The following is a 23,224-nucleotide window of genomic DNA, read 5'->3' as shown; positions in this document are numbered from 1 at the left end:
CGTCGTGAGACAGTTTGGTCTCTATCCTCTGCGCTCGTCGGAATACTGAGGAGACCTGCCCATAGTACGAGAGGACCTGGGTGGACGAACCTCCGGTACGCCGGTTGTCACGCCAGTGGCACCGCCGGTTGGCTGCGTTCGGAAGGGATAACCGCTGAAAGCATCTAAGCGGGAAGCCCGCTCCAAGATAAGTATTCCCCGGACCCTCGGGTCCGAGACCCCCCATGAAGAACACGTGGTCGATAGGCCGGACGTGGAAGCCCCGCGAGGGGTGGAGCCGACCGGTACTAACGGGGAAGCGCGACACACACATCCCAACCCCTGGTTGGGACGGCATCAACCTCTTCTGCGAATCATGAACGACACGGAGCAACCGTGACGACACGACAAGACAATCAACACAGGCGTCCACCATCCGGTCCCCAAACCACCAGCCCGAGGGGATATACGAGGAAGCGGGAGCACCTCGCCCCACAATTGAAGATTTGCGGCGGTCATAGCCCAGGAGAGACGCCCGGTCCCATTCCGAACCCGGAAGCTAAGACCTGGCACGGCGATGGTACTGCACCCGAGAGGATGTGGGAGAGTAGCACGCCGCCGCACCACACGTGAAACGGACCCCCGGTCGAGCCACACGGCTCCCGGGGGTCCACGCATACCCGCACATGTCTCACCATACGGGTGAAAAGTGGACATTCCGCGTCATTCCAACCATCGCCGTTGTTACGATGGGCTGTTATGAGCGAGAACATCATGCGAATCATCGACCTTCGCGGTCAAGTCCTGTCCCGTGCCGAATTGCTGGCCGCGATGCCGCGTGCCGCCATGGGCACCTCCGAGGCCACCGACCTCGTCCGCCCCATCCTCGACGACGTCAAGGAGCGCGGCGCGGCCGCCCTGCGAGACTTCGAGGAGAAGTTCGACCACGTGCGCCCCGAGCACCTGCGCGTGCCCGAAGAGGCCATCCAGGATGCGCTCACCACGCTCGACCCGGAGGTGCGCGCCGCCATCGAGGAATCCGTGCGCCGCGCCCGTGCCGTCGCCGCCAACCAGGTGCCGAAGGACTTCCACACCGATCTCGCGCCCGGCGCCCGCGTCGCCGAACGCTGGATTCCGATTCAGCGCGTCGGCCTGTATGTGCCCGGCGGCAAGGCCGTGTACCCGAGCTCCGTCATCATGAACTCCGTGCCCGCGCAGGCCGCCGGCGTTGAATCCCTCGCCATCGCGACCCCGCCGGCCCGCGACAACGACAAGGGCCTGCCGAACAAGACCATCCTCGCCACCTGCGCCATCCTCGGCGTCAAGGAGGTGTACGCGGTGGGCGGCGCCCAGGCCATCGCCATGTTCGCCTACGGCGCGAAGGGCTCCGAACCGCAGGACGGCGCCGTGCTGTGCGATCCGGTCGACAAGATCACCGGCCCGGGCAACATCTTCGTCGCCACCGCCAAGTCCCTCGTCTCTGCGTTCGTCGGCATCGACGCGGTCGCCGGCCCCACCGAGATCGGCATCATCGCCGACAAGGACGCGAACCCGAGCCTGCTCGCCGCCGACCTCATCGGCCAGGCCGAGCACGACGAGCTCGCCGGCTCCGTGCTGTTCACCGACTCCCCGGAGCTTGCCGAGAAGGTGCAGGAGAACCTGAACTACCGCGTGCCGCGCACCGAGCACGCCGACCGCGTCCACACGTCCCTCTCCGGCACGCAGTCCGCCATCGTCCTGACCGACGGTCTCGACCAGTCCATCGACGCGGCCAACGCCTACGCGGCCGAACACCTCGAGATCCAGACCGCGAACGCGGACGAGGTCGTCAAGCGCATCAAGAACGCGGGCGCCATCTTCCGCGGCCCCTACTCGCCGGTGCCGCTCGGCGACTACATGTCCGGCTCCAACCACGTGCTGCCCACCGGCGGCACCGCCCGCTTCGCCGCCGGCCTCGGCGTGCACACGTTCATGAAGCCCGTCGAGGTCATCGAATACGACGAGGAGGGACTGAAGGCCCTCGCCGCGCGCATCAACGCGTTCGCCGTGTCCGAGGATCTGCCCGCCCACGGCGAGTGCGTGCTGTCCCGCTTCGTCAAGGACCCGTACGATAAGGAGACCCTGCGCGAGCAGGAGAAGGAAGCCGGTCTGCTGTGAGTGCCATCCCCTCGAACCTGCCCTTGCGCAACGATCTGATCGGCGAGGAGCCGTACGGCGCGCCGCAGCTCGACGTGCCCGTCTGCCTCAACGTCAACGAGAACCCGTACGCGCCCGATCCGGCCGTCTGCGACACGATCGCCCGTCGCGTGCGCGAGATCGCGCCCACGCTGAACCGCTACCCGGACCGCGAGCACATCGAACTGCGCAAGGCGTTCAGCGACTATCTCGCGCGTGAATCCGGCACGCGTCTCGACGTGGACGAGCTGTGGGGCGCGAACGGATCCAACGAGATCATGCTCCAGCTGTTCCAGGCGTTCGGCGGCCCGGGCCGTACCGCGCTCGGCGCCGACCCCACGTACTCCATGTACCCGGAGTACGCGCGCGACACGTTCACCGGATGGAAGCTCGCCCACCGCAACGAGGACTTCACCCTGAACGTGGAGAAGACCATCGAGGCGATCCACGAGGTCAAGCCGTCCATGGTGCTGCTCACCAGCCCGAACAACCCGACCGGCACGCCGCTGCCGATGGAGGACATCGAACGCATCCTCGCCGCCTGCGAGACCGCCGAGGTGGAGGGTGCCGGCGAAGGCGTGCACCCGATCCTCGTCATCGACGAGGCGTATGTGGAGTTCCGCAACCCCGGCACGCCGAGCGCCGTCAGCCTCATCAAGGACCATCCGAACCTGGCCGTCAGCCGTACGATGAGCAAGGCGTTCGCGTTCGCAGGCGCCCGCGTCGGCTACCTCGCCGCGTCCAAGGGCATCATCGACTGCGTGCGCATCGTGCGCATGCCGTACCACCTGTCCGCCGTCACGCAGGCCGCCGCCCTCGCCGCGTTCGAACACACCGACGAGCAGCTGAGCCGTGTCGGTCACCTGCGCGAGACCCGCGAGGCGACCGCCGCATGGCTGAAGGAGCAGACCTACAAGGGCGTCAATCTCGAGGTCGCCGAATCCGGTTCGAACTTCCTGCTGTTCGGCGGACGCTTCGACAAGCGCGACGCGATCTTCGACGAACTGTTGAAGCGCGGCGTGCTCATCCGCGTCGTCGGCCCGGACGGCTGGCTGCGCGTGTGCATGGGCACCGACGAGGAGATGGCCCGCTTCCGCGAGGCGCTCCGCGAGACCCTGCGCAGCGTGGAAGCCGAATGACGCCATACGGCCACATCCCGACCGACGTCGCAGCAACGCAGACTTTCCAGCAACTTTCCGAAGGAGCAACACCATGGCGCGCACCGCGCACATCGTCCGTGAGACCAGCGAGTCGCACATCGACCTCGAACTGAACCTCGACGGCACCGGCCAGACCGACATCGACACCTCCGTGCCGTTCTACAACCACATGATGAACGCGCTCGGCAAGCATTCGCTCATCGATCTGAAGATCCACGCGCACGGCGACACCGACATCGACGTGCACCACACCGTGGAGGACACGGCCATCGTGTTCGGCGAGGCGTTGAAGCAGGCGCTCGGCGACAAGCGCGGCATCCGCCGCTTCGCCGACGCCACCGTGCCGCTCGACGAGGCGCTCGCCAAGGCCGTCGTCGACATCTCCGGCCGCCCGTACGTGGTGTGCACCGGCGAGCCGGAAGGCTACGAGTACTGCATGATGGGCGGCCACTTCACCGGTTCGCTCGTGCGTCACGTCATGGAGTCGATCGCATTGCACGCCGGCATCTGTCTGCATCTGCAGGTGCTCGCCGGCCGCGACCCGCACCATATCGCCGAAGCCGAGTTCAAGGCGTTCGCGCGTGCGCTGCGGTTCGCCGTCGAACCCGATCCGCGCATCGAGGGTCTGATCCCGAGCACGAAGGGATCGCTGTGATGTCCGGCTGGGACGACGACAAGAACCACGGTGCCGACGGTTTCGACGGTTTCGATTCGGACGACGGTCATCTTTCCGACGACGACATCGCCAAGGCGATGGAGGGCTTCGAGAAGGAGTTCGCGCAGGAGAGCGGCGCCGGCGATTCCGCCGTTTCCGGCGACGGCGTCGCATCCGACGGCGACCTGCCGGACATCGACGGCATCGACATCCCCGACGACGCCTCCTCGATCGACCCGTCCACGGGCTTCGAGGACGCGTTGCAGGGCCTGCTCGGCAACAAGGCGAAGATGGCGGCGCTCGTCACGCGGATTGCGTCGGCGCAGTTGCTCGCCGCGTTCTGCCAGCTGTCCGACGTCTCCGCCGACTGCATCGGCTCCAATCAGGGCGCCGTCGCCGTGCTGCGCAACCTCGACGGCGACGCCCCCGAGGCCGCGGCACGCGACATCACCACCGTCGTCGGCGGGATGAGCGTCGTGCTCGGCGTCAACCGCGCCGACAAGCTCGAAGTCACCTTGTACGCGGGCGGACAGGCCGGCTCCACGCTCGCCCCGCCCATCCTGTTCAACTCGACGCCGCGGTTCGTGGAGGATCTCATGCTCGGCATCACCACCGTCGCGCAGTTGGAGACGAAGGGCTTCGAAGTGGTCGACTCGGGGAGCATGGACCACGATCAGGCGATGAAGGTGATCGCCGACCATACGCGCATGGGGCGCGGCGGATCCACCCGCGGCTCCAGCATCGACTGACCGCCGCAACAGCAGTGAAGGAGAACGAACCATGACCACCGCGGTCGTATTCGATTATGGTTTCGGCAACGTGCGCTCCATGGTGCGCGCGCTCGCCCGACTCGGCGTCGACACCACGCTCACCTCCGATTACCGGCAGGCGCTCGAGGCCGACGGTCTCGTCGTGCCGGGCGTCGGCGCGTTCGCCGCCTGCATGGAGGGCCTGCGCCACGTGCAGGGCGATCGCGTGATCGTCGACCGCCTGCGTGCCGGACGCCCCGTGCTCGGCGTGTGCGTCGGCGAGCAGGTGATGTTCGAGACCGGTCACGAGCATGGCGAGAACGCCGCCGGCGTCGGACTGATCGGCGGCTCCGTCGACCCGCTCGACGCGGACGTCGTGCCGCACATGGGCTGGGACACGGTCGAAGGCGCGGAAGGCTCCACGCTGCTCAAGGGCGTGGAAAGCGAACGCTTCTACTTCGTCCACTCCTACGCCGCGCACGAGGCGACGGCGAAGGACCTGTCCGGGCTCCAGATCGAGATCACGGACGACAGCCACGTCACCTGGTGCACATACGGCCGCAGCCGCTTCGTCGCCGCCTACGAGCGCGGGCCGCTGTCCGCCACGCAGTTCCATCCGGAGAAGTCCGGCGACGCGGGCGCCCAGCTCCTGGAGAACTGGATCGCCACGTTCTGACCGGTCGTCGCCGGTCGCCGTCGCCGGTCGGCCCGCCGTCGAGGTAGGTCCGCCGTAGCGTCCATCTCGTCAACCGTATCAATCCCCGAGAAAGGCTTCCATCATGTCTCTCACCCTGCTTCCCGCCGTCGACGTGCGCGACGGCAAGGCCGTGCGCCTGCGCCAAGGCGAATCCGGCTCCGAAACCGACTACGGCTCACCGCTCGAGGCGGCGCGCACGTGGGTCGAATCCGGCGCGGAATGGATCCACCTGGTCGACCTCGACGCCGCGTTCGGCACCGGCGACAACCGCGCCCAGCTGCGCGAGATCGTCCACGAGCTCGGCAATCGCGTCAACATCGAGATGTCCGGCGGCGTGCGTGACGACGCGTCGCTCGATGCCGCGCTCGAGGCCGGCGCCGCCCGCGTGAACATCGGCACCGCCGCGCTCGAGAACCCGGAATGGACCCGCAAGGCGATCGCGAAATACGGCGACCGCGTGGCCGTCGGCCTCGACGTGCGTGGGCACACGCTCGCCGCGCGCGGCTGGACGCGCGAAGGCGGCGACCTGTTCGAAACGATGAAGATGCTCGACGATGCCGGATGTTCGCGCTACGTCGTCACCGACGTCGCGCGCGACGGCATGATGAGCGGGCCGAACCTCGACCTGCTGCGCGAGGTCGCCGAGCGCACCGACGCGAAGGTGACCGCCTCCGGCGGCATCTCCAAGCTCGACGATCTGAGGAACATCCGCAAGCTCGCCGACCTCGGCGTCGACTCCGCGATTCTCGGCAAGTCGCTCTACGCGCGCGCGTTCACGCTCGAAGAGGCGCTTGAGGTCGCCCGGTAGTCATCGGAATAGACCATGCAGGTGCCGGATGTCGTCCGAAGGATGACGCTCGATGAACCGGCGCGAGAAATCCCGGAAGACACGCAAGTCTTCCGGGATTTCTTGTGCTGATGATGTTTCAGTGCGATTATTCCCGGGAATGGTGCTTATTGTCCGGGATTTCTTGTGCTGACGATGTTTCAGTGCGATTATTCCCGGGAATGGTGCTTATTGTCCGGGATTTCTTGTGCTGATGTCGTCTCAGTGCAATTATTCCCGGAAGACGGGGATGATTTCCGGGAATAATTGTGCCGAGAGAGGGTGGTTCGGGGTGACCTTGACCACCCTCAGTCCCGCTTCGCGAGCCAGCTCCCGCCGGCGGGAGCGAATCGGATTCTGTCGGCGGGAGCGAATCGGATTTCGTCGGATGGAGCGAATCGGATTCTGTCGGCGGGAGCGTTCCGTTACGCGCAGGGGAGCTGGCCCTTTTTGATCATCTTCTTGAAGACGGCGTAGTCCTCGTCGTTCTGCTCGGCGTAGCTCACGGCGAACGAGGCGATCGCCTGGTCGAACTCGTCGGAGCCGCCCAGATAGTTCGCGATCGCGATCGAATCGCCGGTGCGCGCGTGCGCGTGCGCGAGACACCAGGCGCACATGCGCGCCAGATCGGACAGCGCCGTCGCATTGAGGTTGTCGATGTCGATCGACCCCTTGCCGTTCCACAGCTGGCGCACGTAGTAGTCGCGCTTCCTGCCGTCCTCGGCGAGGAAGCTCGTCCAGCCGAGCAGCACGTCCGCCGTGGATTGGATGAGCTTCTGGCCCTGCACCACGCGTTCGCCGTGCGTCAAGTACGGGGAGGCGCCGCAGTAGTGCTCGAGCACCGAATACGTGGCCTCCTTCATCTGGATCATCATCGGATCGTCGATGTCGCGCGCGATCCACACGCTCGCCCAGGCACGCTGGCCCACCGAGCCGACGCCCACGACCTTGCGCGCCGCGTCCTGGTAGCGGAAGTGGTCGAACACCCAGCGTCGATCCTCGTACAGCGAGTGGCGGTAGTTTGCGAACAGCGTGTCGAGGCGGGCCTGCAGCGCGTCGAGATCCGCATAGCCGCTGAGCTCGTTGATCGGCACGAGTTCGGGCGGGTTCGACTTGAACCTGAGCTTGCCGTCTTTGAATCGGCACAGTTTCGCGGCGGCGGCGTCGTTGTCCTTGAGCAGCGCCTTCATCGCGGCCTGGTGCAGCGTGCCGTTGCGCTTGCCGCTCCCGGTCGTCTCGAACCGGTCGAGCGTCTCCTCCACGTCGAGATGCTCGTACCAGGCGTCGAGATAGTCCATTTCGGAGAACCATTTGATGCGCTCGCGGTAGGTGCGCGTGCACTGGAGCACCGCGGCGCGGATGTCCTTCTCCTTGAGCTTGTTCGCGCGCCCGCAGATCTCCACGGACACGGCGAGACGCTTGAGATCCCACTCCCATGGTCCGGTCGCCGTCTCGTCGAAGTCGTTGATGTCGAACACGAGACGCGCGGAGGGGGAACGGAAGATGCCGAAATTGCCGATATGCGCGTCGCCCACGCACTGCACGGGGATGCCGGTGACCGGCGTGGCCGCCAGATCGTTCGTCATGATGAGCACGGTGCCGCGGTAGAACGTGAACGGGCTGGCGCTCATGCGCTTGTAGCGCAGCGGAATCAGATCGGGCACGCGGATCGCGGATTGCTCCTCGAGCAGGGCGATCGCCTCGCGGCGGCCGGAACGCACCTGCCAGACGGCGTGCGATTCGAGCGGCGCCTTCGCCCGGGCGGCGATGCCGGCGCGCGAACGCTCGCGGGGGGAGTCGGCCTGACGCCATGACGTGACGTCGACGGGAGGATGGTCCAGCGGGGTGAGATGGTCTTGTGCAGCTTCGCTCATGGGCACCACTGTAGCGTGACGTGCGCCGAGGTAACAAAGCCCTAACACGTGGGTGTGAGGATTGGGCACTATGGATAAGCAACAGGAGTTCGCCCTGCGCACCGTCGAGGAACGCGACGTGCGCTTCATTCGTCTATGGTTCACGGACGTGCTCGGCACGCTGAAGTCCGTGGCCATCGCGCCGGCGGAACTGGAGGCTGCGTTCGAGGAGGGGCTCGGATTCGACGGTTCGGCCATCGAGGGCATGACGCGCGTGTCCGAGGATGACATGATCGTCAAGCCGGATCCCTCCACCTTCCAGATCCTGCCGTGGCGCGGCGGGCCGCAGGGGACGGCCCGCATGTTCTGCGACGTGCTCACCCCGGACGGCGAGCCGAGCCTCGGCGACCCGCGTCACGTGCTGAAGCGTTCGCTCGCCAAGGCGAAGGAGAAAGGCTTCACGTTCTACGTGCATCCCGAGATGGAGTTCTACCTGTTCGAGCAGCAGGAGGACTGGTCGAAGGCTCCGACGCCGATCGACGAGGGCGGCTACTTCGACCACGTGCCGCGCAGCCCCGGCATGGACTTCCGCCGCGCCACCGTGAACATGCTCGAACAGATGGGCATCTCGGTGGAGTACTCGCACCACGAGGCGGGCCCCGGCCAGAACGAGATCGACCTGCGGTACGCGGACGCGCTCACGACGGCCGACAACATCATGACGTTCCGCACCGTGGTCAAGGAGATCTCGCTGGAACGCGGCATCCACGCGAGCTTCATGCCGAAGCCCCTCGCCGACGCCCCCGGCTCAGGTATGCACACGCATCTGAGCCTGTTCGAAGGTGACGCGAACGCGTTCTACGAGGCCGGCCAGGAGTTCAACATGTCCCTGACCGCCCGCCAGTTCGCCGCCGGCATCCTCCACCACGCGGCGGAGATCTGCGCGGTCACCGACCAGTACGTGAACTCGTACAAGCGTCTGTGGGGCGGCAACGAGGCTCCGAGCTACATCTGCTGGGGCCACAACAACCGTTCCGCGCTGCTGCGCATCCCGCAGTACAAGCCCGGCAAGGGCAATTCGGCGCGCATGGAGTTCCGAGGCCTCGACCCGGTCGCCAACCCGTACCTCGCGTACTCGGTGCTGCTGGCCGCCGGCCTCGACGGCATCGAGAAGCAGATGACGCTGGCCGAGCCGACGAGCGACGACGTGTGGGAGCTCACCGACGAGGAACGCCAGTCCATGGGCATCGAACCGTTGCCGCGTTCGCTCGGCACCGCGCTGAAGATCATGGAGAAGTCCGATTTCGTGGCGGACGTGCTCGGCGAGCACGCGTTCAACTACTTCCTGCGCAACAAGCGCCAGGAGTGGGAGGAATACAACCGCCAGGTCACCGCGTACGAGCTCAAGACCTACCTGCCGAAGCTGTAGCGTCAGCGGGGGAGGGACGCCGCGACACGCGCCGTTCCGCCGTCCGGCCTCACGGAGGGGGTCTTCCGGGCATCCGTCCGGAAGACCCCCTCTGCGTGTCATGGGCGCGTTGTTGTAGGGCTGGGCCAATAGCATGCACATGGAACATCACGACGAGGAAGAACCAGACGCATGACGAACACTCCACGCCCCGCGGCGGCCCCTGAAAAGAAACCGGTTTCACCCCAATCCGACCGCTTCTTCAACCTGCCGGTCACGATTCTCGTCCTCGCGAGCTTCATGCTCGGCATGAGCGAGTTCGTGGTCGTCGGCATCCTGCCGGACATCGCGCAGGGCCTCGACGTGTCCGAGGTGACCGTCGGCAACCTCGTCGCCCTGTTCGCGTTCGTCTACGCGCCGGTCACGCCGCTCGGCTCGGCCATCTCCGCGCGCTTCCCGCGATTCGCGACCTACCTGACGCTCATGGGCGTCTTCCTCGCCGGCAACCTCCTGTGCGCGCTTGCCCCAAACTACGCCGTCCTGCTGGTCGCGCGCATCATGATCGCGCTCGTCTCCGGCACGCTCGTCGCCATCGCCATGACCTACGCGCCCGACGTCACCACCGACAAATACCGCACCAAGTTCATCGCATGGGTGTTCTCGGGCTTCTCCATCGCCTCCGTCGTCGGCGTGCCGTTCGGCACGTGGGTGGCGAACACGTTCAGCTGGCGCATCACGTTCCTCATCATCACCGCCGCCACCGCCGCGCTCATGACGATGATGTTCCTCGTCCTGCCGCGCAACTCGCATCCGGTGACCATCGGCTTCCTGCGCCAGTTCCGCCTCTTCTTCGACCACCGCATCTGGGGCGGCGTGCTCACCGTCGTATGCGGCGCGGCCTCCAGCTACGTGTTCTACACGTATCTGACGCCGATCATGCGCGACGAGATCGGCGTGCCCGAACGATACGTGAGCGTCGGCCTCGTCCTCTACGGCGTCGCCTGCCTGTGGAGCAACCTGTACGGCGGCAAGCTCGCCGAGCGCGGCCGCGGCGTCGAACCGCTCGTACACACGCGCCCCGTCTTCTGCCTGCACACCGTACTGCTCGCCTCGCTCGCCCTCGCGCCCCTCGTGCCCGTATACGGCGCGATCCTGCTCGTCGCGCTCGGCATGATGATGTACCTTTTCAATTCGTCGTCGCAGGTGCTGTACATGGACGTCGCCGCCCAGTCGCACCCCGGCTCGATGAACCTCGCCGCCTCGCTCAACTCGATGAGCTTCAACATCGGCATCGCCATCGGCTCCGCGGTCGGCGGCCTCGTCAACGACCATCTGGGGCTCACCTGGCTCGGCCCGTTCGGCGCCGTGTTCGCCGCGCTCGCCGTCGTCATCACCACGCTGCTGCGCCGCTACATGCCCGCATCCGCGAAGGCGTGACCCCTCCGCCCGCGCGTCGCGCTTCGTGAACTGCGTCACATCCGCGCGGTTCTCCAGCGTTTTCCCAGCGGTTTCCGGGTGTGCTTTTCGCCGGCCTCTTCTATCGTGGTGCCCGCAAGACCGATACCACGAATCGTGGTGTGTATGAAGGGGCATCCATGCGACGTAAAGTCATCTCGGCCGTAGTGGCCGTCATCGGCGTGTTCGCCGCGGCCGCGGACATGCTGCTGCTGTTCGCCGGCGGTCCGGCCCGCACGGCGTCATCATCCGCCGCGTCCGGCGCACCGCTGGGGTCGAGCGGCACCGGTGCGTCCGGCGGTGCGTCCGGCGGCTCGTCCGGCACCGCCTCGGGCGACGGTTCGGCCTCCGCCGACGGTTCGGGCACATCCTCGGACGCATCCTCGGACGGCGCCTCCGGGGCTTCCGACGACGCGACGGCATCCGACGGGGCGTTCGAGGACGGCACCTACACCGGCGCGGTCGTCGCCACATCCAAAGGCGACGTGCAGGTGCAGGTGACGGTCTCCGGCGGCAAAGTCACGCAGGTCGTCGCCGTGAAATACCCGAACGACAATCCGCGTTCGCTCGGCATCGCCCAGAAGGCCATCCCGCAGCTGTCCGACGAGGCCGTCCAGGCGCAGAGCGCCGACATCCAGATGGTCTCCGGCGCCACCGAGACCTCCACCGGGTTCATCGGCTCGCTGCAGGACGCGCTCGACCAGGCGAAATGACATGACGTCCGCCGATAGACACGTCGCCGACACCGCCATCGACTGCCACGCCACGGACGACGGCGTGCTGCGCACCGCGGTCTTCCACCTCATGACCATGCCGTTCACGCTGCGGCTGCGTCACGCCGACGAACCCACCCTGCGCGAGGCCGCCGCATCATGCCGTGACCTTCTGTCGCACGTGGACCGCACGTTCTCGCCGTTCCGCGACGATTCGCTCACCTCGCGCGCCAACCGCGGCGATTGGCGCGGCCTGCTCGACGATCCCGACTTCCACGAGGTCTACGCGCGCGCCGCGCTGGCGGCCGACGTCACGCACGGCCACTTCCGCGCGATGCGCGACGGACGCTACGATCCGGTCGGCCTGGTCAAAGGCTGGGCCATCGAACGCGCGTTCACGCGTTTCCTGCGTCCGCTGCTCGCCGCCGGACGCGCCGAGGCGGCGGCGCTCGGCGGCGGAGGCGACATGCAGCTGGGCGTCGCCTCCGGCAGCGGTTTCGTCTGGGGCGTCGGCATCGAGGACCCGCACGACGCCGGCATGCTCGCCGGTACCGTGCGTCTCGCCGACGGCGCGGTCGCGACCAGCGGCACGTCGAAACGCGGCGAACACATCGACCGCACCGACGACGACCTCGTCCAGGCCACCGTCGTCGGCACGCATCTGACCGACGCGGACATGTGGGCCACCACCGCCATCGCCGCCGGCCGCGAGCGTTTCGGCACGCTCGTCGCCGGGGAATCCGATCCGCTGTTCTCCGCACTGCTCATCGACAGGAACGGGGCCAAGCACGTCGTCGCGCCGCACCCGGCGGCGGCTCCCGTGGCCTGAACATTCCGATCACCACCATCGCAAACCGCATAGCGAAAGGACATCGCAACCATGCTGCGACGCATCACCACATCCACCGCCCTCACCTGGGTGGTGGCGCTGTTCGTCATCCCCCTGCCGTTCCTCGCCGCGCTGAGGGCCGGCCTGCCCTCCTTCTACGCGGACATGGCCGCCGGCATCGGCATCGGCGTCGTCGCCTACGTGTGGATGCTCGCCGCCGTCTATCTGGCCGGGCGCCCCCGCTGGGTGGACCGCACGGTGGGCCTGCCGCACATGACCATGATCCACGGCGTACTCAGCCTGCTGGCCATCGCGCTCGCGTTCCTGCACGCCAACCTGCTGCCGGCGGAAGGCCTGACCAAGCTGTTCGGCGGCGCCGGACTCTACCTGTTCGTCTTCCTCGCCGTCTACTCGCTGGTGTTCATGGCCGGCTGGCTGTCGGCGCGCGTGCGGTGGGTGGCCTCGCTCAAACGCGCCCTGGAACGCGTGTTCCGCCACGAGGCGAGCGTGTGGATCCACCGCCTCAACCTCGTGGCCGTGGCGCTGATCTTCCTGCACGTGCAGTCCATCGCGTTCATCCGCGACGACCTGCCGTTCATCATTCTGTTCGACGCCGCCACCGCGGCCGTGTTCGTCTGGTACGTGGCCTCCAAGATCCGCCAGCGCGCCGGCGCCGTCGTCGCCCGCGTGGCCGACGTGCGGCAGATCGCGCCGGGCGTGACCGAACTCACCCTCGACGTGCCCGCCAAGGACGCGCGCTGGGAGCCCGGCGACTTCACGTTCATCCGGTTCCCCGAAACGAAGGGCATGCGCGAATACCATCCGTTCTCGATGATCAACACGTCCTCCGCGGCGCCGACGAGACGGGGATTCGTGCCCATGCGCTTCGACATCCGCGCCGACGGCGATTTCACGCGGCGCATCGCCGCACTGCCCGTCGGCGCGGTGACGCACGTGCAGCCGAGCTACGGCCGCTACCGCCGCTTCATCGACGAACACGCGGCCGGAGCCCCGCTGGTCATGTTCGGCGGTGGCATCGGCGTCACTCCGCTGCTGTCGCTCATCGAGGCGTACGCGCCGACCGGCAGAAGCGTGACCCTGCTGTATGGCGCACGTGGCGAACGGGATCTTGTACACGCGGACGACCTTCGCGCGATGGACCGCGACCATGCCAACGTGCACGTCACCTTGCGTGCCGGCGGGCGCTTCGAGGAACGGGACGTCGCCGACGCCATGCGCCCGGGCGCGCTCTACCTCATCGCCGGCCCCTACGGGATGCTCAAGGCGTGGCGTACGTTCCTGCTCAAGCGGGGCGTTGCTGCCGACGACATCTACTACGAGCCGTTCGCGATGTGATCGTCGTCGTCAGACCAGCACGGCCAATGCGACGAGTGCGGACAGATAGAGGACAAGCACGGCGACGAACGCCACGTCGCGCGCGGCGACGCGCATCACACGCCAATGCGTGCGACGGACGCCCTCCTCATAGCAGCGGGCGTCCAGCGCGAGCGAGAGATTGTCCGCATGACGCAGCGCTCCGGCGAAGATCGGCACGATGATCGCCGTCATCGCCTTCACCCGCTGGGGCAGCGACCCGGTCTCGATCGAGCCGCCGCGCGCCGCCTGCGCGTCCGCCACGGCCTGAGCCTCCACGGCCAACGTGGGGATGAACCGCAGGGCGAGGCTCAAGACGAGCGCGATCTCCTGCGTATGCACGCCGAGCCGGTGCAACGGCGAGAGCAGCGAGGCGAACGCGTCGGTGATCGCGGTGGGCGTGGTCGTCGCGAGGAACACCGCGCCCAGGATGATGACCAATGCGAAACGGCACGCGTACAGCACGGCCGTGGCCACGCCGTCGTCCGTCACCGGCACGGGGCCGATGGAGAACAGCGTGGAACCGGTGCGCACGAAGAACACGTTGAGCAGACCCATCACCGCGAACAGGCCGAGGAACATCCGCACGGAGCCGAGCAGCCGCACGGGGCGGATGCGTGCGCCCGCCGCCACGCCCACGGTGAACAGGGCGCCGAGCGCCAGCTGCCATGCGTTCCCGATCGCGAACGCGGAGAACATGGCGACGAGGAACGCCACCATCTTGACGCGCGGGTCGAGGCGTGCGATGGGTGAGGATTTCGCGGCCATACGGGGGACGCCGCGTGAAACATCCCGTGAAACGCGTTGTGAAACGTCTCGTGAAACGTTTTCCGGAGCATTCCTGCCACCGGGGATGCCGAGCGCGGCATGCGTGTCGGTCCCGCCTGCGCCGGACAACGACGCCATGTCGACGATGCGGTCCGCCACGCGACGGGCCTCCGTGTGGCTGTGCGTGACGACGAGCACGGTCACGCCCTGAGCCTTGAGTTCGTCGACGAGACGGTAGATGCGTTCGCGCGCGTCCGCGTCGAGACCCGCGGTCGGCTCGTCCATGACGAGCAGCTTCGGCCTGCATGCGATGACGCCGGCGATGGCGGCGAGCCGCTGCTGCCCGCCCGACAGGTCGAACGGGGAACGGTCGGCGAGACCGTCCAAGCGGGCGACGCGCAGCGCCTCGTCGACGCGCGCATCGATCTCGGCCTGCGCCAGCCTCTGATTCGCGGGGCCGTACGCCACGTCATCGCGCACCGTGTCGGCGAACAGCTGGCGCTCCGGATGCTGCATGACGAGTCCCACCGTGCGCCGCAACGCGGCCAGATCGCGCCGTTTCGCCTTCTCGACGCGGATGCCGTCCACCGTGATCGAACCGGAATCCGGTTTGGCGAGCGCGCAGACGAGACGCAGCAGCGTCGACTTGCCGGAACCGTTCGCGCCCATCAGCGCGACCGTCTCGCCACGGCGGACGGCAAGCGACACGTCGTCGAGGATCGGTCCGTCGCCGCCGGCGTAGGCGTAGGAGACGTGGGAGACGGACAGCATGATGTCGGCGGAGGGGGATGGCGTCGTCTGTCGCGGGACCACCCCCACCCGCTTCGCGGGAGCCCCCGCCGGCGGGGGCGAGAAAGGGGCGGCTGTATCGGCGGGAGCCTCTGTGGGCGGGGGCGAGAGGGGGGCGTCCGTATCAGAGGGAGTCTCTGTGGACGGGGACGAAGGAAGTGCGGCGGCATCGGTGGGGAAGTCGTCCGTCACTTGGCCACCTTCGAGCCGCACGATGCGACCGGCCCGCGCGATCTCGTCGGGATGATGGGTCACGTGGACGATGGTCGTGCCGGCGGCGTGCAGCTCGTCGAGCACGTCCATCACCTCGCGTCGCGCCAACGGGTCGAGCATGGCGGTCGGCTCGTCGAGCACGAGCAGGCGCGGGCGCATGGCGAGCATGCCGGCGATGGCGGCACGCTGCTGCTGCCCGCCGCTCATGCGGATCGGGTTCGCGCGGCGCATGTCGTCCAACCGCACGGCGTGCAATGATTCGGCGATGCGCTCGCCGATGCCGCCGCGCCCGTTGCCGTCGTCGCCGTCGCGCGGCACGCCGAGATTCTCCGGTCCGAACGCCACATCGTCTTCGAGGACGGTGGTGACGAGCTGGTCCTCGGGATTCTGGAACACGGCGCCGATGCCGCGGCGGGCCGCGCGGTAGGCGTCCGCGTCGGGGCCGGCGGGGGAGAAGACCGTGTGACCGAGCAGGATCACGGTGCCCGCGTCGGGGGCGGCGAGCCCGGCGACGAGACGGGCGAGCGTCGATTTTCCGGAGCCGTTCGCGCCGGTGAGCGCCAGATAGTCGCCTTCGTGGACGGTCAGGGACGCGTCGTCGAGCGCCCATGTGGCGCCGCCGTCATAGCTGAAGCGGATGTGGTCGAGTTCGGCGAGATTCACGTCGATGGTCCTTATGAGGGTGAGGGAGCGGAAGCGTGTCGGGACGGTCGGCCGCGGGCGGTGACGCGAGGGATGCGAAAACGGCGACGGCCGTGCCATGGTTTCGTCATGGCACGGCCTTGCCGGGATACATGTCTTGCGACGCACACCGCCGAAGCGGATGTCGGCGCGGGCGGATGCCTCGAAGGGCGCCCGCGAGGCGGGACTACTTGTCGAGCAGCTTGGTGATCGGCTTGTAGATGACGAAGGTGACGACCGCGTGGATCGCGAACTTGAGCACGTTGAACGGCAGCAGGATCGGCACGATCATGGCGGCGACCTGCGCGACGGTCATGTGCGCGTAGATTGGCGTGATGACGAGGTTGCCGAGGATGGCAGCGGCGAGCGCGACGACGGCGCCCACGATGATGCCGATGAGCGCGCCCTTGCGCGTGCGGTTGCGACGGTAGATGACGGACGCGGGTAGCGACAGGGCGAGCGCGACGAGGATCGCCATGAGGGCGCCCCACGGGTCGGTGAACGCGTGCGGCAGGAAACCGAGCACGGAGACGATGGCGGCGGCGGCCGGGCCGAACGCGAAGCCGGCGATGAGGCTCACGATGCCGGACGGATCGTACTTGAGGTACGGTGCCGCCGGGAAGATCGGCAGCTCGATGAAGCTGGTGACGATCGCCAATGCGACGAACAGCGCGTAGACGGCGATGCGGCGGGTGGACCAGCGACCGGAGTCGGCGACGCCCGTGGCGTGCGTCCCGGTGGCGTGGTCGATCGGCTTGGACTGGATATGGCTATCAGAAGATACGCTCATGCTGAGCTCTCCGTTTCTTCCATCCGGACTATGACCGTTGGCTCCGGATTCGCACCGGATCGGCCGCTTTCGCGGTTCGCGGGCTTCCCGCCGCCTCCCGTTATGAATCCCGGGGGCCGGGTTACCGCCAGTAAGGAATTGCACCTTCCCTGAAACTGACAGACAACTGTATACGCGTGACCGTGGATTTCGCGCAAGTCCCGTTTCACTGTGCGGGAAATCCGTCCGGACGTTACATGCGGAACGGCCCTCCGCATGACGCATATGCCGATGCGGAGGACCGTCGAATCGTCGGTGCCTGACGGCGATGGACGATAGATCCTACTTGTGCAGGAAGAGGCCGCCGTCGCCCCACGCCCACTGGCCTTGGCCGGCGCCGATCTGGAAGTGCAGCTTCGCGATGCCCAGATCGTTGAGCGCCCAATGCTCGTCGCCCGCCGAGGGGTCGATGTGCGCGGCGGCCGTGTCGTCGTCGGCGTCATAGGTGAACGTGACCGGCTGGCGGTTCATCGCGCTCGGCGCCTTCATCGCCGCCTCGACGCCCGCCCTGAACCATGCCGGCGCCGCGTCGCGCGCCTCGTCGGACATGCCGTCCGTGAACTGTTCGAACGTTTTCGTGGGGCGGTGCGTGCGCTGGAACTCGGCGAGCTCCTCGTACGATTTCGCCATGCGCTCCACGTGATGCTCCGGGTGGCCGATGACCACGGCCAGATACAGCTCCTCGCCGTTGCGGATGTGGCAGTGCCTCGCCGCCTCCGCACGGTCCCAGCTGCCCGCCACCCACAGGGTGCCCAGTCCCCTCAAGGTCGCGGCGAGCACGGCGCGTTCCGCGTAGAAGCCGGCGCGCTCCTTGGCCTCCGCGTCGTCCTTCGGGCCGACGATGGCCAGATAGTTCGCCGCGTTCTTCAGATGCCCGGAGGCGTTCGCCTCCTCGAACACCTTGGGTCGGTCGCGCACCAGCTGCAGGTGCAGGTCGCCGAGGAGGTTCAGCGGGGCGAGGGTCATGTCGAGCTGGCGGGCCGTGTCGTCGTCGATCGGTTCGTCGTCGTAGGAGCGGATGGCGGTGCGGATGTTCACCGCATCGATCAGTTGGTTGTGTTCTGCCATGCCTCCCATTATGGCACCGCACGGTGCGGCGTCGGCGTCTTCCCGGACGTGACCTGGGCCACGGACGGGCGGGCGGGATGCAAACGTGCGCACGACATGCGGGCATCCGTCCACGGTTTGGGATGCGAGGGCGGTACGATGCAGGTAACGGTTAGGAAATCCACTACAAGGAGGAGAATCGACGATGATTGAAACCGCGCAGGCGTTCGGCATCGATATCGGCGGCTCCGGCATCAAGGCCGCGCCCGTCAACCTGGAGAAGGGCGAATTCGCCGAACCCCGACTCAAGATCCTCACCCCCGAGGTGTCCACCCCGGATGCGGTCGCCAAGATCGTCCGCCAGCAGCTCGACCACTTCGAAGTGCCCGAATCCGCTCCGGTCGGCATCGCGTTCCCGGCGCCGATCAAGCCGGGCAAGCCGCTCGACTTCATGGCCAACCTCGACCAGTCGTGGGTCGGCGTCGATGTGACCGCCGTCTTCTCCGAGGCCGCGGGTCGTCCCGTCACCGTCGTCAATGACGCGGACGCCGCGGGCCTGGCCGAACAGCAGTTCGGCGCCGCCAAGGGCAAGGACGGCCTCGTCATCGCCACGACGCTCGGCACCGGCATCGGCACCGCGCTCATCATCGACGGCGTGCTCGTGCCCAACACCGAGCTCGGCCACCTCATCCTCTCCGACAAGCATCCGGACGCGGAGAAGTACGCGGCCAGCTCCATCCGCGAGCAGGAGGAGCTCGGCTACAAGAAGTGGGCGAAGCGCCTCACCAAGTACTACGGTCTGCTGGAGAAGTACTTCAACCCGGACCTGTTCGTCGTCGGCGGCGGAGTGAGCCGCAAGGCGGACAAGTTCCTCCCGTTCATCGAGATCAAGACCCCGATCGTGCCCGCCGCGCTGCGCAACGAGGCCGGCATCGTCGGCGCCGCCTACTACGCGAGCACCAAGCAGCACTGAGCCTGCCCTGAGCGCGTCGCGCGTCGCCCGGGATGACGAAGGGCCGTCCGGAATCCGTTCCGGACGGCCCTTTTCGTCGCCCGCGCTACAGTGGAGGCATGACCGTTCGATTCTCCTCCCGCGTGGACATCTCCGCGCCCAACCCGATCGCCGCCGCCGAAGCGAAGGCGCGCGCGCAGGGCGTGACGCTCGGCAAGCTCAACGACTCCAATCCGACCCGGCACGGGCTCGCCCCGGCCGAGGTGCCGGGGGAGTACACGGCGGAGCCTCGCGGGCCGCACGCGGCGCGGGAGGCGCTGGCGCGCTTCCTCGGAGGCGTCGATCCGGATTCGCTGTATCTGCTGAGCTCCACGTCGCAGGCGTATTCGTGGCTCATCAAACTGCTGTGCGACGCGGGCGACGCGGTGCTCGCCCCGAAGCCCGGCTATCCGCTCATCGAATCGATCGCGCGCCTCGAATGCGTCGACACGATCGAATACCAGCTCCAGTTCGACGGCTCCTGGTACATCGACACCGCCGCCATCGAGGAGCTGCTCTACTCGCCGGAGGGCGACCGCATCCGCGCGCTCGTCCTCATCAACCCGAACAATCCGACCGGCTCCTACGTGAAGCCCGAGGAACGCGCCACGCTCGTGCGCCTGTGCCGGGAGCGCGGCATCGCCATCATCGCCGACGAGGTGTTCTACGACTATGCGCTGGAGCCGTTCGACGGCAACGCTCGGCTCGCGGGGGAGACCGGTGCGCTCACGTTCGCACTCGACGGCTTCTCCAAGATGCTCGCCGCGCCGCACGCCAAAGTCGGCTGGATCCGCGTCTCCGGACCGGAGGACGACGTGCGCGAGGCGCAGCGCCGACTCGACGTCATCGCCGACGACTACCTGCCGATGAGCGACATCATCGCCGACCGTCTGCCCGGACTGCTGTCGGTCGCGCCGCGCCAGACGGCGCATGTGCGCGACCGCGTGCGCGCCAACCTCGCCACGCTGCATACGCTGCTCGCACGCGACGAGCACGGGCTCGTCGACGTGCTGCGCGCGGAAGGCGGCTGGAACGTGCTGCTGCGCGTGCCGGCCGTCATCGACGAGAACGAGCTCGTGCTCCGGCTCATCGGGACGCGCCGGCTCACCGGACAACCCGGCTATTTCTTCGACATGACGACGAACGGCTATCTCGCGCTGTCGCTGCTGCCCGAGGCGGACGAGTTCCGCGCGAACGTGACGGCAGTGCTCGACACGGTCGCCGCGATGCTCGACCTCGGCTGACGGCGCACGTGTGACGGCGCACGCTGCGGCGGCGGCCGTGACGGCTGCGGATCGACCTCAGGCCGCCACCTTCGCCGCTTCGTAGCGTTTGCGGATCAGCTCCGTGTAGAAGGCGACCGCGTCGGCCGGGGATCCGTCGAAGACGACGTGTTGCGCGTCGAGCACGAGCGTGCGGTCGATCGCGTATTCGGGGCGGACGATCATGTCCGTGTCATGCGTGGCGACGATCACCTGCTTGTCGTAGGTGAACAACGCCTCGGCCACGTGGCGTGTGCCGATTTCGTCCAGCCCCTTCGACGGTTCGTCCGCGACGATCGCCGCCGGGTCGAACGCGAGCGCGGCGGCGATGGCGAGCAGGTGGCGCTTCTCCGAATCGAGCTCGGCCGCCTTCGCCTTGCGCAGGCGCTGCAGGCCGAAATGCGCGAACAGGTTGCCGATGCGGGCCGCGCGCTCCGCGTCCGCGATCTTGTGTTTCTTCAACGACTCGTCGACCGCCTGCGTGATGTCCTGCGCACGGTAGAACGCGTTCGGGATCTCCTCGCGGCGCACCTTGCCCACCCACTCGTCGACCGTCTTGAGGTCGCGTTTGGACGAGGTGTCGAGCGTAGGTGAGGCCGGATCGCCGCCCGTTCCCGCGCCGGCGAGCGTGACCGTGCCGGCGGACGGGGCGAGCGAGCCGTCGAGCAGGCCGAGCAGCGTGGACTTGCCGGAGCCGTTGAGACCGATGATCGCGACGCGTTTCTCGTCGATCGTCAGGTCCGTGGGGTTGAGGCCCGTGTGGCCGTCATCGTAGACGTGGCCGGCACCCGAAAGCGTGAAGGTGAGCGACGCCGGCTTCGCGGCGGGTCTGCGGGAGAAGAAAAAGCCCATGCCCCCTACCTGTAGTAAGTGGCATGGGCCGAGCCGTGAAGCGGAGCGCCCGGTGGGCGGTCCGTAGGCGAGGCCGAGCGGCGGCAGCCGCGAGGTGATATTGGGTCCGGCCGTAGGCCGGTCCATGATTGCAGGACCGGAGGGAAGCCGTGAAGCGGAGTCGTGGTTGTCTCCCTCGGACGAGGGAGACAACCGACCGTTAGGCGAAGTAGAAGCCCTTGAAGTCGTAGTGGTAGACGCGGTAGATGTAGCCGGTCGACAGTCCCATCCTGTACTGCGCCTGTAGGTTGCCGTCGTCGTCGTACACGCCGAACACGCCCTGCATGCCCGTGTCCACCAGGTTGATCGTGTCGGTGATCTCCTGCGAGGAGCTCACGTACGGGGAGTACGGCACGTCGAACGACTGCACCTCGGTGTACGTGCCGGCGTTCTCGTCGATCAGGTACTTGCGGAACTGGGAGCGGGAGTTCTCGTCCTTCGAGCTCTGCGCGGTGGAGATGCCCTTGATCGTCGTCCAGTCGAAGTCGGGGCGGGTCATCGCGTAGCCGAAGTTGTTGTCGAACATGTAGATGTAGTACTGGCCGTCCGGCAGCGACGGGTCCTCCTCGTAGGTGATCGAGTGCTGGCCGCCAGTGTCGCCGAAGTCGCCCACCTTGGTGAGGAACGACTTCTGGTACGAGGTGCCGTCCCACACGGTCGGCTCGCCGACCATCCAGTCGAGCTTCGGCGTGCCCTCGATGTCGTCGACCTTGATGATGGTGGAGGTCTCGCGCGCGGAGAACAGCGCGGAGCCGTCGGGCAGCAGCTGGATCGTGTTGAAGTGGATCCAGTCCCAGCGGTTCGTGGCGGTCGGGTCGGATTCGTCGATGCCGGAATGGTCGGTGGACGCCTTGTAGTCGGGGAACATGTCGCCGAAGTCGATGAGCTGCGTCACCTTGCCGGTGGTCGTGTCCACCTTGATGACCTGGTCCTGCACCGCATGGTCGGAGCGGGTCAGGTCGGTGGCGAGCGACACGATGTTCCCGTCCGAGTCGAGCGCGTAGTCGTGGTGGAGGATGAACCGGTCGCCGAGGTCGATGATCTTCTCCAGCTTGCCGAGACGGTTCATGCCGACGAAGTGCTTCGTCGAGGCGGAGAACCACATGAGGCCGTCGTCGTCGAACAGGAGACGGTGCGAACGGTAGTAGAGCACCGGCACCTCGCCGCGCAGCACGCCGTTCACATCGTAGTAGTACATGAAGTCCTGGTCGTTGGAGTCGTTGCCGAGGATCGCGTACAGGCCGTTGCCGAGCGCCTGCGTGGCCTCGCTCGTCGGCTCGACCGGCTGTTCGAGCCGCACCTCCTCCTCGCCGAGGATCTTCGCGCCCTTGTGGATGATCTGCTTGGTGGCGACGGTCGCTCCCGTCGAGTCCTTCAACGTGAGCGTGATCGTGTTCTTCACGTTCGGGATGAGGCCGAGCACGAGGAACTCGTGCGTGGTCGCGTAGTCGTCGCCCTGTTCGGCGGTGGCGGAGAAGTCCGGGTAGCCGGCGGCGCTCACCGTGTAGGAGACGCTGGTCTTCTCGTCGGTCGTGAAGTACACGTACAGGGATGTGGTGTTCGTGCCGTACGGGTTCTCCTCGACGAACGGGTCGTCGAGCGTGGCGGCCGACTTGCCGCGGGCGGCGGCGAGGTTCTCGTCGGCCATCTTCTGGTAGTCGGCGGTGTAGATGTTCTCGATGCGCGCGTTCAACCGTTCGACGCGATGCTCCTTGATCGCCGCGTCGACGTTGTCCTGCGTGAGCAGGCACAGGCCGCATGCGACGGCCAAAGTGACGATGGCCGCCACGATCTTCAATACGGTCTTGCTGCTTGCTGTTCGCTTCATTGTGAAGGTCTTCCGGCTTTCTGGCTGCGGACGCTGTTGTTCACTGACCAAT

General features: G+C 67.1%; 19 protein-coding genes, 2 rRNA genes and 1 riboswitch. Of the genes, 15 read left to right on the top strand and 6 right to left on the bottom strand.

Annotated elements, in window-relative coordinates; all coding sequences use genetic code 11:
* From Uis4E_RS02370 to priA, 8 genes are all read left to right on the top strand, one after another.
* A 23S ribosomal RNA gene (locus tag Uis4E_RS02370) occupies positions 1-311 on the top strand; the annotation flags it as partial.
* A gap of 175 nt (positions 312-486) precedes the next feature.
* Positions 487-603, top strand: a 5S ribosomal RNA gene (gene rrf, locus Uis4E_RS02365).
* 135 nt (positions 604-738) lie between these two features.
* Positions 739-2,136, top strand: coding sequence for a histidinol dehydrogenase (hisD, locus tag Uis4E_RS02360; protein ID WP_165784809.1), 1,398 nt, complete (start codon positions 739-741; stop codon positions 2,134-2,136).
* Positions 2,133-3,293 (top strand): histidinol-phosphate transaminase, encoded by a 1,161-nt coding sequence (locus Uis4E_RS02355; RefSeq protein WP_101621673.1) that lies wholly within the window; start codon positions 2,133-2,135, stop codon positions 3,291-3,293. Before hisD ends, Uis4E_RS02355 begins: the two co-directional genes overlap by 4 nt.
* Before the next feature lie 73 nt (positions 3,294-3,366).
* Complete coding sequence (gene hisB / locus Uis4E_RS02350) at positions 3,367-3,969, top strand: imidazoleglycerol-phosphate dehydratase HisB (RefSeq protein WP_034528542.1); 603 nt, start codon at positions 3,367-3,369, stop codon at positions 3,967-3,969.
* A complete protein-coding gene (locus Uis4E_RS02345; RefSeq protein WP_101621672.1) occupies positions 3,969-4,718 on the top strand; it encodes a hypothetical protein in 750 nt (249 codons plus the stop codon). The genes hisB and Uis4E_RS02345 overlap by 1 nt, the downstream gene beginning before the upstream one ends.
* Before the next feature lie 31 nt (positions 4,719-4,749).
* Positions 4,750-5,394, top strand: a complete 645-nt coding sequence (gene hisH / locus Uis4E_RS02340) for an imidazole glycerol phosphate synthase subunit HisH (RefSeq protein ID WP_101621671.1) — start codon at positions 4,750-4,752, stop codon at positions 5,392-5,394.
* Positions 5,395-5,497: 103 nt separating this feature from the next.
* Complete coding sequence (gene priA / locus Uis4E_RS02335) at positions 5,498-6,223, top strand: bifunctional 1-(5-phosphoribosyl)-5-((5-phosphoribosylamino)methylideneamino)imidazole-4-carboxamide isomerase/phosphoribosylanthranilate isomerase PriA (protein ID WP_101621670.1); 726 nt, start codon at positions 5,498-5,500, stop codon at positions 6,221-6,223.
* A 443-nt stretch (positions 6,224-6,666) separates the two neighbouring features.
* On the opposite strand, the gene Uis4E_RS02330 is transcribed toward priA, so the two are convergent.
* Complete coding sequence (locus Uis4E_RS02330; RefSeq protein WP_101621669.1) at positions 6,667-8,115, bottom strand: DUF2252 domain-containing protein; 1,449 nt, start codon at positions 8,113-8,115, stop codon at positions 6,667-6,669.
* Between the two features lie 70 nt (positions 8,116-8,185).
* Here Uis4E_RS02330 and glnA point away from each other — a divergent pair, with 70 nt between their 5' ends.
* The 5 genes from glnA (at position 8,186) to Uis4E_RS02305 (ending at position 13,855) form a co-directional block, all read left to right on the top strand.
* On the top strand, positions 8,186-9,523 hold the full coding sequence (glnA, locus tag Uis4E_RS02325; RefSeq protein WP_101621668.1) for a type I glutamate--ammonia ligase: 1,338 nt from the start codon (positions 8,186-8,188) through the stop codon (positions 9,521-9,523).
* 171 nt (positions 9,524-9,694) lie between these two features.
* Positions 9,695-10,939, top strand: coding sequence for an MFS transporter (locus Uis4E_RS02320; protein WP_101621667.1), 1,245 nt, complete (start codon positions 9,695-9,697; stop codon positions 10,937-10,939).
* Positions 10,940-11,097: 158 nt separating this feature from the next.
* Complete coding sequence (locus Uis4E_RS02315) at positions 11,098-11,670, top strand: FMN-binding protein (RefSeq protein ID WP_133125379.1); 573 nt, start codon at positions 11,098-11,100, stop codon at positions 11,668-11,670.
* Between the two features lies 1 nt (position 11,671).
* Positions 11,672-12,499, top strand: a complete 828-nt coding sequence (locus Uis4E_RS02310; protein ID WP_101621665.1) for an FAD:protein FMN transferase — start codon at positions 11,672-11,674, stop codon at positions 12,497-12,499.
* A 51-nt stretch (positions 12,500-12,550) separates the two neighbouring features.
* Positions 12,551-13,855: a ferric reductase-like transmembrane domain-containing protein gene (locus tag Uis4E_RS02305; RefSeq protein WP_101621664.1), complete on the top strand. Its 1,305-nt coding sequence runs from the start codon at positions 12,551-12,553 to the stop codon at positions 13,853-13,855.
* 9 nt (positions 13,856-13,864) lie between these two features.
* On the opposite strand, the gene Uis4E_RS02300 is transcribed toward Uis4E_RS02305, so the two are convergent.
* From Uis4E_RS02300 to Uis4E_RS02290, 3 genes are all read right to left on the bottom strand, one after another.
* Positions 13,865-16,306 carry an energy-coupling factor transporter ATPase gene (locus tag Uis4E_RS02300; protein WP_243394277.1) on the bottom strand — a complete coding sequence of 814 codons (2,442 nt, stop codon included), beginning with the start codon at positions 16,304-16,306 and terminating at the stop codon, positions 13,865-13,867.
* A 205-nt stretch (positions 16,307-16,511) separates the two neighbouring features.
* Positions 16,512-17,114: an ECF transporter S component gene (locus tag Uis4E_RS02295; protein ID WP_101621662.1), complete on the bottom strand. Its 603-nt coding sequence runs from the start codon at positions 17,112-17,114 to the stop codon at positions 16,512-16,514.
* 7 nt (positions 17,115-17,121) lie between these two features.
* A riboswitch (FMN riboswitch) is annotated at positions 17,122-17,275 on the bottom strand.
* A 160-nt stretch (positions 17,276-17,435) separates the two neighbouring features.
* Positions 17,436-18,221, bottom strand: coding sequence for a nitroreductase family protein (locus tag Uis4E_RS02290; RefSeq protein ID WP_101621661.1), 786 nt, complete (start codon positions 18,219-18,221; stop codon positions 17,436-17,438).
* Between the two features lie 184 nt (positions 18,222-18,405).
* Here Uis4E_RS02290 and ppgK point away from each other — a divergent pair, with 184 nt between their 5' ends.
* The gene (ppgK, locus tag Uis4E_RS02285) at positions 18,406-19,173 is read left to right on the top strand and encodes a polyphosphate--glucose phosphotransferase (protein ID WP_034528560.1); all 768 of its coding nucleotides are present in this window, start codon (positions 18,406-18,408) and stop codon (positions 19,171-19,173) included.
* 98 nt (positions 19,174-19,271) lie between these two features.
* Entirely contained in the window at positions 19,272-20,435 is a 1,164-nt protein-coding gene (locus Uis4E_RS02280; protein WP_101621660.1) for a pyridoxal phosphate-dependent aminotransferase, read from the top strand.
* A 57-nt stretch (positions 20,436-20,492) separates the two neighbouring features.
* On the opposite strand, the gene Uis4E_RS02275 is transcribed toward Uis4E_RS02280, so the two are convergent.
* Together Uis4E_RS02275 and Uis4E_RS02270 are read right to left on the bottom strand one after the other, a co-directional pair.
* The gene (locus Uis4E_RS02275; protein WP_101621659.1) at positions 20,493-21,305 is read right to left on the bottom strand and encodes an ATP-binding cassette domain-containing protein; all 813 of its coding nucleotides are present in this window, start codon (positions 21,303-21,305) and stop codon (positions 20,493-20,495) included.
* A 199-nt stretch (positions 21,306-21,504) separates the two neighbouring features.
* Entirely contained in the window at positions 21,505-23,172 is a 1,668-nt protein-coding gene (locus Uis4E_RS02270; protein WP_101621658.1) for an aryl-sulfate sulfotransferase, read from the bottom strand.
* Positions 23,173-23,224: the final 52 nt, after the last annotated feature.

Source organism: Bifidobacterium parmae (genome assembly GCF_002860365.1).
Lineage (GTDB): Bacteria > Actinomycetota > Actinomycetes > Actinomycetales > Bifidobacteriaceae > Bifidobacterium > Bifidobacterium parmae.
Note: the sequence above shows the minus strand (reverse complement) of the source record. Positions and strands in the feature narration are given on the sequence as shown.

What these genes read in the sequence shown, in the direction of transcription:
- Uis4E_RS02330 (WP_101621669.1), bottom strand. Translation starts at nt 8,115, where the DNA reads ATGAGCGAAGCTGCACAAGACCATCTCACCCCGCTGGACCATCCTCCC.
- glnA (WP_101621668.1), top strand. Translation starts at nt 8,186, where the DNA reads ATGGATAAGCAACAGGAGTTCGCCCTGCGCACCGTCGAGGAACGCGAC.
- ppgK (WP_034528560.1), top strand. Translation starts at nt 18,406, where the DNA reads ATGATTGAAACCGCGCAGGCGTTCGGCATCGATATCGGCGGCTCCGGC.
- Uis4E_RS02280 (WP_101621660.1), top strand. Translation starts at nt 19,272, where the DNA reads ATGACCGTTCGATTCTCCTCCCGCGTGGACATCTCCGCGCCCAACCCG.
- Uis4E_RS02305 (WP_101621664.1), top strand. Translation starts at nt 12,551, where the DNA reads ATGCTGCGACGCATCACCACATCCACCGCCCTCACCTGGGTGGTGGCG.
- hisB (WP_034528542.1), top strand. Translation starts at nt 3,367, where the DNA reads ATGGCGCGCACCGCGCACATCGTCCGTGAGACCAGCGAGTCGCACATC.
- Uis4E_RS02275 (WP_101621659.1), bottom strand. Translation starts at nt 21,305, where the DNA reads ATGGGCTTTTTCTTCTCCCGCAGACCCGCCGCGAAGCCGGCGTCGCTC.
- priA (WP_101621670.1), top strand. Translation starts at nt 5,498, where the DNA reads ATGTCTCTCACCCTGCTTCCCGCCGTCGACGTGCGCGACGGCAAGGCC.
- Uis4E_RS02310 (WP_101621665.1), top strand. Translation starts at nt 11,672, where the DNA reads ATGACGTCCGCCGATAGACACGTCGCCGACACCGCCATCGACTGCCAC.
- hisD (WP_165784809.1), top strand. Translation starts at nt 739, where the DNA reads ATGAGCGAGAACATCATGCGAATCATCGACCTTCGCGGTCAAGTCCTG.
- Uis4E_RS02320 (WP_101621667.1), top strand. Translation starts at nt 9,695, where the DNA reads ATGACGAACACTCCACGCCCCGCGGCGGCCCCTGAAAAGAAACCGGTT.
- hisH (WP_101621671.1), top strand. Translation starts at nt 4,750, where the DNA reads ATGACCACCGCGGTCGTATTCGATTATGGTTTCGGCAACGTGCGCTCC.
- Uis4E_RS02345 (WP_101621672.1), top strand. Translation starts at nt 3,969, where the DNA reads ATGTCCGGCTGGGACGACGACAAGAACCACGGTGCCGACGGTTTCGAC.
- Uis4E_RS02270 (WP_101621658.1), bottom strand. Translation starts at nt 23,172, where the DNA reads ATGAAGCGAACAGCAAGCAGCAAGACCGTATTGAAGATCGTGGCGGCC.
- Uis4E_RS02295 (WP_101621662.1), bottom strand. Translation starts at nt 17,114, where the DNA reads ATGAGCGTATCTTCTGATAGCCATATCCAGTCCAAGCCGATCGACCAC.
- Uis4E_RS02315 (WP_133125379.1), top strand. Translation starts at nt 11,098, where the DNA reads ATGCGACGTAAAGTCATCTCGGCCGTAGTGGCCGTCATCGGCGTGTTC.
- Uis4E_RS02290 (WP_101621661.1), bottom strand. Translation starts at nt 18,221, where the DNA reads ATGGCAGAACACAACCAACTGATCGATGCGGTGAACATCCGCACCGCC.